The organism is Campylobacter sp. IFREMER_LSEM_CL2151 (assembly GCF_025771725.1).
Lineage (GTDB): Bacteria > Campylobacterota > Campylobacteria > Campylobacterales > Campylobacteraceae > Campylobacter_D > Campylobacter_D lari_C.
This window is the reverse complement of record NZ_JAKMQT010000003.1, coordinates 161,422-167,823: the sequence shown is the minus strand read 5'-3', so window position 1 is coordinate 167,823 and position 6,402 is coordinate 161,422. Positions and strand designations below refer to the sequence as shown.

The 6,402-nt window shown below is 29.3% G+C and carries 6 protein-coding genes; all 6 read right to left on the bottom strand.

Features of this window, described 5'->3' with window-relative positions:
- Positions 1-358: 358 nt before the first annotated feature.
- Positions 359-943 carry a hemerythrin family protein gene (locus L8V82_RS03800; RefSeq protein WP_263724072.1) on the bottom strand — a complete coding sequence of 195 codons (585 nt, stop codon included), beginning with the start codon at positions 941-943 and terminating at the stop codon, positions 359-361.
- Positions 944-950: 7 nt separating this feature from the next.
- Positions 951-1,541, bottom strand: a complete 591-nt coding sequence (locus tag L8V82_RS03795) for a bacteriohemerythrin (protein WP_263724071.1) — start codon at positions 1,539-1,541, stop codon at positions 951-953.
- Between the two features lie 197 nt (positions 1,542-1,738).
- Positions 1,739-2,443 carry a carboxy-S-adenosyl-L-methionine synthase CmoA gene (gene cmoA, locus L8V82_RS03790; RefSeq protein WP_263724070.1) on the bottom strand — a complete coding sequence of 235 codons (705 nt, stop codon included), beginning with the start codon at positions 2,441-2,443 and terminating at the stop codon, positions 1,739-1,741.
- Positions 2,433-3,284, bottom strand: a complete 852-nt coding sequence (locus tag L8V82_RS03785) for a bifunctional riboflavin kinase/FAD synthetase (RefSeq protein ID WP_263724069.1) — start codon at positions 3,282-3,284, stop codon at positions 2,433-2,435. Before L8V82_RS03785 ends, cmoA begins: the two co-directional genes overlap by 11 nt.
- Positions 3,250-3,972, bottom strand: a complete 723-nt coding sequence (locus L8V82_RS03780) for a TlyA family RNA methyltransferase (protein WP_263724076.1) — start codon at positions 3,970-3,972, stop codon at positions 3,250-3,252. The genes L8V82_RS03785 and L8V82_RS03780 overlap by 35 nt, the downstream gene beginning before the upstream one ends.
- On the bottom strand, positions 3,962-6,385 hold the full coding sequence (gene ligA / locus L8V82_RS03775) for an NAD-dependent DNA ligase LigA (RefSeq protein ID WP_263724068.1): 2,424 nt from the start codon (positions 6,383-6,385) through the stop codon (positions 3,962-3,964). Before ligA ends, L8V82_RS03780 begins: the two co-directional genes overlap by 11 nt.
- Positions 6,386-6,402: the final 17 nt, after the last annotated feature.

Genomic DNA, 6,402 nt, shown 5'->3' with positions numbered 1-6,402 from the left:
AGGAAAATACAGTAAATAAAGAAAGCTTTAAAAGATTAGAGTTTTTATAGTTTTTTAAAGAATTTAAAGCATTTAAGCTAAAACGAAAATTATCGTTCCCCCCCCCCCGTGAGGTGATTTTTGGATAGTTTTTTATTCATTGAAAATTCCTTTCAAAAAATAGTTAATGTGTTGTTTGATTTATTGCTTGTTTGTATATTTTGTAACGCTCATTACTAACAATTTAATAATGAACTAGGAATATTAATATTTTGTTTATAAATTTTTCCTTAAAAATATTTTAAGATAGAAAATATCCTAAAATATTTTATTTAGCTCAAATACCTATTTTATGGTATTTTAGATTGAAAATATACTTTCAATCTAAATTTTCATCTTGTAGTTTAAAAATTAGTTCTTTGGAGCATTTTTTACACTTGTAAGCTATATTTAAATACTTAATTTTTACATGTAAGCCATAATCAAGCTTATGAGTCATATCTTTACAACCACAAATGTATTCAAATTTATCATCTTTTTCCTGCTCTTGTATTTTGTCTTCTTTTTCCAAGCTTTTTTTAAATTTGTTAATCCTCATATCATGCTCTACAATATGTTCTAAAAGCCATATTGAAACTATTTTGTAAAGTTTTTCCTTAAGATCATTTGTGCTAGCACACTCGCTAAGTAATGCACTCATATCTTTAACGATTTTTTTATGCATTGCTTTATGCTCTGATAAATACGGATAATTTATTGAATGCATATAATTTTCTTCATCTTTAAAATGCGTTCGCATATAATCAAAAAAGTCACTTAATAACTCTTTAACCTCTGTCTTGTAAATATGCCTATTTAAAAGCTTAGCAGTTTTATCTGCTAAAATAAAAAGAGTTTGGTGTTGCAAGTCAATATCTGCATTTTCAATACTATATTTATCATGCCATATAGGGAATGCTTCCACAAAAACCCTATGCAATGCGAATGGTTTTTTTACAAACTTTACAATTATATTTTGCACCATCAAGAATTTGCAAATGCACACGATGAGGAATTTTATGTTTTTCATTTAAACAACCACAAACATAAATAATATATTTTGGTGTAATTTCTTCAAAAGTACATTCTACAGCCGAAGTATCTTCTTCAAATGTACTTTCTTTTGCTTGAAGTTGTTTTTGTTTTTCATATTTGTAGAATTTCATATCTTCTTTTAATATATGCTCTAAAAGCCATTTTTCTGTAATGACATTAAGCTGTGCTTTAAATTCATTCACAGTCTTGATATTTTTTACCAAAGCAATTAATGAAGCTGTAATTTCTTGATGAATTTTTTTATGATGTTCTAAATCAGGATAAGCTATGCTTTCCATATATACTTCCTCATCTTTAAAATGAGTTTTTACATATTCAAAAAGCTCACTTAAAACACTTTTAATCTCACTTATACTTGCGTGATTTTCAGCAATTATATAAGCCTTTTTGGCTATATCAAACAAAGCTTTATGTTGCTCATCAATAGTTTTATTGTGCACACTGTATTCTTTTGCCCATTTAATCATAAAAGTCCTTTTTTATAATATTTTTTAACAATCAAGCAATAAGCATAAATAAACACAAAAAAACGGGCAAGATTATATAATAAATTTTAAATATTTGCAATAGCAATAGCATTAATTTATAAAATATTTAAAATAGAAGAAAAAATATCTGATTTATTCAAAATATGATATTTTTAAGTTTTTATACTAAAAAATAATTACTTAAAAGCTATAAAGGTTTCAAAATTTACCCATTTAAAAACACTTTCTACTTTAGAAAATCCTGCTTTTTTAAGCATGGTTATATTTTCATTTTGAGTATAAGGTATGAGAACATTTTCTAAGGCTTCTCGTTTGCTTGAAATTTCTAGCTTGCTATAACCTTGCTCTAGTTTATACTGCTCATAAATTTGTATCATTTTTTTGGCTATTTTGACATCTTCATAAAGAATTTTTTCACTAAGCACAAACATACCATTTTCATTTAGGTTTTGATAGATTTTATCAACTAACTCTTGTCTTTTAGGTGGGCGGATAAACTGCAAAGTATAAGTAGCTATAAAAACATCATTTTTAAAAAACTCAAAGTCATCTAAATTTTTTTGATAAAAATCCACCCTAGCTCCAAAGGCTTGACATTTACTTTTAGCAATCTCTAGCATAGCATTAGCCTCATCAACCCCACTTAAAAGAAAATCTTTTCTTTTTTCATAAAGTGCAAGCAATAAACTAGCAGTAGAACAACCAAGATCGCAAATTCTCGCATTTTGCGAGGCAAAATGATCTATGAGTTCGACTATGAGTTTTAAATTTTGCGTATAAAAAGGCACGGATCTTGACACCATATCATCAAAAACACTTGCTACACTTTTATCAAATTCAAATTGTTTTTCTAAGGGTTTTTTAAAAATTTCATCTTTCATTTAATTTTCCTAAAATTTCTTTTGCTTTGTTGATATCTTTACTAATTTGTACTTTTAATAAGGCTAAGTCGTTAAATTTCTCATTAGCTCTTATATAGTCAATGAAACTTAACTCCACCAACTTTGCCTTTGTGCTTGTAAAATTTTCATCTAAAATATGCGTTTCTAGAGCAAAATTTTCATCAGTAGATCTTATGCCTATAAAGCTTACACTATGATAGCTTTTATTTTCAATCTTTACCAAAGTCGCATATACGCCATCTTTAGGTAAAAAGAAGTCTTTTGCGTATAAATTTAAAGTTGCAAAAAGCTCTTTAGCGCCTATGCCTTGCCCTTTTATGATATTTGCTTGTATAATATAAAATCTACCTAGAAATTTTTTAGCTTCTTTAACTTTTGCTTCTTTAAGTAAGGTTTTAATCATACTTGTATGAACACTTTTGTTTTGAATTTTAAACTCATCTACAATGATGGTGTTTATACCACAAAGGCTTTGTATGTCTTTGGCACTGCATTTTCTTTCTTTACCAAATTTAAAATCATAACCTACGATAATTTTTCCTAGTTTAGGAAATTCTTGCTTTAAAAGCTTTAAAAAATCCTCGCCTTTATAGTTTTTGATTTTTTCAAAATCACAAAAAATCATAGGAAAATCAACCAAATCTGCTCTAAAATCCTTAGGCGTTAGAGCTTCTTTTTCTTCTTTTGTGATGATAAACAAAGCTCCATTTTCATCTAAATGCTTAAAAAGCTCAAAATGCCCCAAATGCATACCATCAAAACGCCCTATGGCTAAATTTGTGATTTTAGTTTTTTCTATAGGCGTAGAAAAACTCAACATTACCTTCTTTTCCTTTTAAGTGTGACTCTTGACTTGCTTGCAAGATCCAACCAAGCTTTGCACAAGCTTTTTCAAAGCTCTCTTTAGCAGTTTTAATAGCTTTTATATCTTTTACTACTCCATTTTTATCGCGCTTAGCATTTTTACCTACTTCAAATTGAGGTTTAAAAAGCAAGATGATAAGATCTTTAGCAAGCTTATCTATATGAAAAATCAAATGTGTTAAAGAGATAAAACTCACATCGCAAGTGATAACATCATATAAAATTTCACTTTTAAACTCACGCAAATCAGTGTTTTCACAAATTTGGATATTTTCTAAATTTCTTAAGCTCTCATGAAGTTGGTTAGAACCTACATCTAAAGCTGTGATGTGTTTAGCCTTGTTTTGATGTAGAATTTGCACAAAACCTCCGGTTGATGAACCTATATCTAAACAAATTTTATCTTTGATGGTAAATGTATGCTCTTGTAAAAAATGCTTGAGCTTAAAAGCAGCCCTACTTACAAAAAGCTCTTCTAAAAGCGTGAGTTTTAAACTCTCATCTTCTAAAGGATTTAAAGATGTGATTTTAAAAGAGGTTTTTTTAAACTCGCCATTGAGTAAAATTTGCTTGTTTTCTATAAGCTCACAAGCTTTATTGCGAGAAATGTTTAATTTTGTGCTTACAAAAACATCAAACCTCATCATCACCGCCTAAAAGAGCATTAAACTCAGCTTCATTAATACATTTAACCCCTAAGTTTTGAGCCTTTTCAAGCTTTGAGCCTGCTTCACTTCCATATAATACAAAGTCAGTTTTTTTAGATACGCTTGAGCTTACTTTTGCTCCAAAGCTTTCGATTAGCTCTTTAAAATGATCGCGTGATTTGCTTAAAGTACCTGTGATAACAAAGGTTTTATTAGAAATATTATCATTTACAATAAGCTCTTTTTTCTCATCCTCTAAATGCAAAATTTCATAAAAATGCTTAATACGATTTGCATTGACATGGGTAAATTCTTCTAAGCTTTTAGCCATTTGCTCGCCAAAACCTTCTAAATTTGCATAAGCTTCATAGCTTTGCATAAACCATTCAAAGCCAAAAGATTGTGCTAGTTTTTTAGCTGCTACTTCTCCGATATGCTCTATACCCAAAGCAGTGATAAACCTTGATAAAGGGCATTTTTTTGCATTTTCAATAGCGCTTAAAAGATTGTTGATTTTTTTCTCTTTAAAGCCTTCTAAGCCTTCAAAATCGCTGTATTTTAAGAAAAATATACTTTCTATGTTAGTGATTTTTCCTTCTTTAAATAAAAGCTCGACGATATTTTCTCCAAGGCCGTCTATATTTAAACACTTTTTGGATACAAAATGTATAATGGAATTTACAAGCCTTGCTTTACAGTCTAGGTTTTGGCATTTTAAAAAAGCACCCTCATCTAAAAGCTCACTTAAACACTCAGGACAAAGAGTTGGCTTGGCAATTTGACTTTCTAAACCATCACGCCTTTGGGTAAAAACTTTAGTGATTTTAGGTATGACATCTCCACTTCTTATCACACTTACGCTATCGCCTATCATCACTCCAAGTCTAGCTATCTCATCAAAGTTATGCAAGGTTGCAGACTTTACTACAACCCCATCTAAATTTACAGGTTCTAGCACTGCCACAGGGGTAATCACTCCACTTCTTCCAACTTGTAAATTCACCCCAAGTAAGGTTGTGGTTTTTTCCAAAGCAGGAAATTTAAACGCAGCCATAAATTTTGGAAATTTCACGGTATAACCCAAAAGCTTACAATGAGCTAAATCATCTACTCTTACAACCATACCATCCATCATCATAGGCTTTTGATCTCTTTTTTCTAAAAGCTCATGATATTTTTCTAAAACCTCATCTAAAGTTTTCACACAAAAAACAAAATCATCTTTTAAAAAGCCAAGACTTCTTATAAACTCCATCACTTCAGAGTGCTTACTAAATTCTAAAGAATTCTCCCCCACTCCCCAAGGATAAAATTTTAAATTTCTTTCTTTTGTAATGCTTGTATCAAGCTGTCTTAAAGAGCCACTTGCTGCATTACGTGGGTTTGCAAATAAACTTAAGCCATCTTTAGCTCTTTTTTCATTGATTTTTTCAAAATCTTCTTTTAAAATCACTACTTCGCCACGAATTTCTATCTTGTCTTTATAAGGAATTTTTTGAGGTATATTAGATATCTCTTTTACATTTAAAGTAATATCCTCGCCTACTTCTCCATCGCCTCTTGTAGCACCGCTGATTAAAATACCATTTTCATAAGTAAGATTTAAACTTGCTCCATCAAATTTAGGTTCTATGAAAAAATCAAACTCACATTTAGCTCTTTTTGCCCAAGCTCTAAGCTCAGCTTCATCAAAAACATCTTCCATAGACCACATTTTTGCACTATGTGCAAGTTTATGAAACTCACTTTGTATAGTCGGGGCGATATTTTGTGTAGGAGAATCTTTAGAAATCTTTTCTTGATGAAGCGTTTCAAATGCTTTTAACTCTCTTATAAGTTTATCGTATTCTTCATCGCTTGCTAAAGGCTCATCATCTTCATAATAAGCCCTCATCCATTCTTTTGCTAATTTTACCTTTTCTAAATACTCTTGATAAATTTCATTAAAAATTTGTTTATATGCTGATAAAAAGCATTCTTTAGGCGCACACTTTACCTTAAACTTACTTAAATAATCATCAGATTTAATAGCATGTTCTATTTCAAAACCGATTTGTCGTTTCTTATAAATGTGTTTTTTTGAATCTTTCATTATGCAGTATAAAAAAATTACACATTTTTCTAAAGATACATTGTGTTTTTCACAAAGTTTTTCAAATAATTCTAGACTATCTTTAAATTTTTGTATTATTTTTGATTTTCCAATATTATCTTTTTTTTGATTTTTAAACTCAATAAAATACGCATCACAATAATTCAAAATTAAAGCATCTACTGCTTTTTTTCCTTTAATCTTATTTGTTCTATTTAATTCTTCGCTTAATTTTTCAAAATTTATTACTTCATTTTCTTTATAACAAAGATATTCGTGATTTTCTTTATCAAAACTTGTATTTTTTAAACTATCCATATAATTCTTATATTTAT